At 48.5% G+C, this 1,793-nt stretch carries 2 protein-coding genes; both read left to right on the forward strand.

Annotation, left to right across the window (positions count from 1 at the left end):
- On the forward strand, positions 1-601 hold a 601-nt coding region (ompR, locus tag R7Q48_RS23970; protein ID WP_318132569.1), incomplete at its 5' end, for a two-component system response regulator OmpR.
- 105 nt (positions 602-706) lie between these two features.
- A partial coding sequence (gene envZ, locus R7Q48_RS23975; RefSeq protein ID WP_318132572.1) for a two-component system sensor histidine kinase EnvZ occupies positions 707-1,793 on the forward strand: 1,087 nt, incomplete at its 3' end.

Below are 1,793 nucleotides of genomic sequence, written 5' to 3' on the forward strand. Positions count from 1 at the left end.
GGATCGCCTACTAACACGCGAAAACTTTCACCTAATGGTATTGGATTTGATGTTGCCAGGCGAAGATGGCTTGTCGATTTGTCGCCGTTTACGCCACGCCAATAACATGTTGCCAATTCTGATGCTGACAGCAAAAGGTGACGAGGTTGACCGTATTGTTGGTTTGGAAGTTGGTTCGGATGATTACCTACCTAAACCGTTCAACCCGCGTGAACTACTCGCTCGTATTAAAGCGGTTTTACGTCGCCAAACGGTTGAGCTACCGGGGGCGCCAAGTACAGAAGAAAAAGTGGTCGAGTTTGGCGAGTTTCGTTTAAATCTCGGCACGCGTGAAATGTTCCGTGGTGATGAGGCGATGCCATTAACATCGGGTGAATTTGCGGTGTTGAAATCACTGGTAACCAACGCGCGTGAGCCAATGTCGCGTGATAAGCTGATGAATATGGCGCGTGGTCGTGAATACTCGGCGATGGAGCGTTCTATCGACGTACAAATTTCTCGTCTACGCCGCATGCTGGAAGACGATCCGAGCAAACCTCGCTACATCCAGACCGTATGGGGTTTAGGTTACGTATTTGTCCCAGACGGCAAAGAGTCGTAACTCTTACTCGCTTAACCGGCAATCGGTTTTTAAAACTTCGGCCATCAAATTTCCTTCTTATTTGGTGGCCGAGGTTTTCGCAATTAGGATCATCAGGAAATTTCCATGCGAATCCGAAGTTCACTGACACAATCTATTCTACTGTTCATCTCCTTGCTTCTCGCTAGCCAAGTCTTTTCTTATTACGCCGTTTTTAACTACGCGTTGATGCCAAGCCTGCAACAGTTCAACAAAATTCTCGCTCACGAACTGAATCTGGTTCTCGATGAAGATGGCCCGCTCAAATCGGATGCACCATTGCGTCGCCAGTTATTAGAAAGGTTGGGCGTGACAGTTCACAGCATCAACAGCGAGAAGGCGGTTGAGTTTAACCATGCGATGTCGATTGATTTGATGTCGGAGGAAATGACTCAAGAGCTAGGCTCACCAACCGAAGTACGCCTGCTGCTGGGTAGTGAAAGCTACATTTTGTGGATGCACATCGAGAAGTTGCCCAATTCCATTATTCGCATCCCGTTGTCTGAGCTGCAAGAAGAGGACTTTGCGCCGCTATTTCGTAACAGCCTGATCATGGCGCTATTAATTATCGCAGGTGGTTGGTTGTTTATTCGCTTGCAAAACCGGCCATTATTGGCGTTGCAACGAGCGGCAGAAGGCGTTGGGAGAGGGGAAATTCCCCCACCGCTACCAGAAAAAGGCGCATCGGAAATTCGTTCGGTAACTCGTGCGTTTAACCAGATGTCGAAAGGGATTCAAGAGCTCGAAGAAGACCGCGCTCTGTTAATGGCAGGCATCAGTCATGATTTACGTACGCCGCTGACGCGAATTCGTCTCGCTACTGAAATGATGTCGCCAGAAGACAGCTATTTGGCGGAAGGGATCATCAGTGACACGGAAGAGTGCAATGAGATCATCAGTCAATTTATGGATTATCTAAAGCCTGTAAACAAAGAATCGTTTGAGTCGGTTGATGTCAGTACCATCGCTAGTGACGTGGCGAGCTCTGAAGGGGGATATGAAGTCGAGATTGAAACGGACTTGAACATGCACCTTCCTCCTGCGAAAGGTAGCCCGATTGCTATTAAGCGAGCGGTGAGTAACTTAGTTGTCAACGCACTGCGTTACGGCAACGGTTGGGTGAAAATCAGCACAGGCGTGACGGCAGACAAACAGTTGGTTTGGATATGCGTAG

The organism is Vibrio sp. 378 (assembly GCF_033339435.1).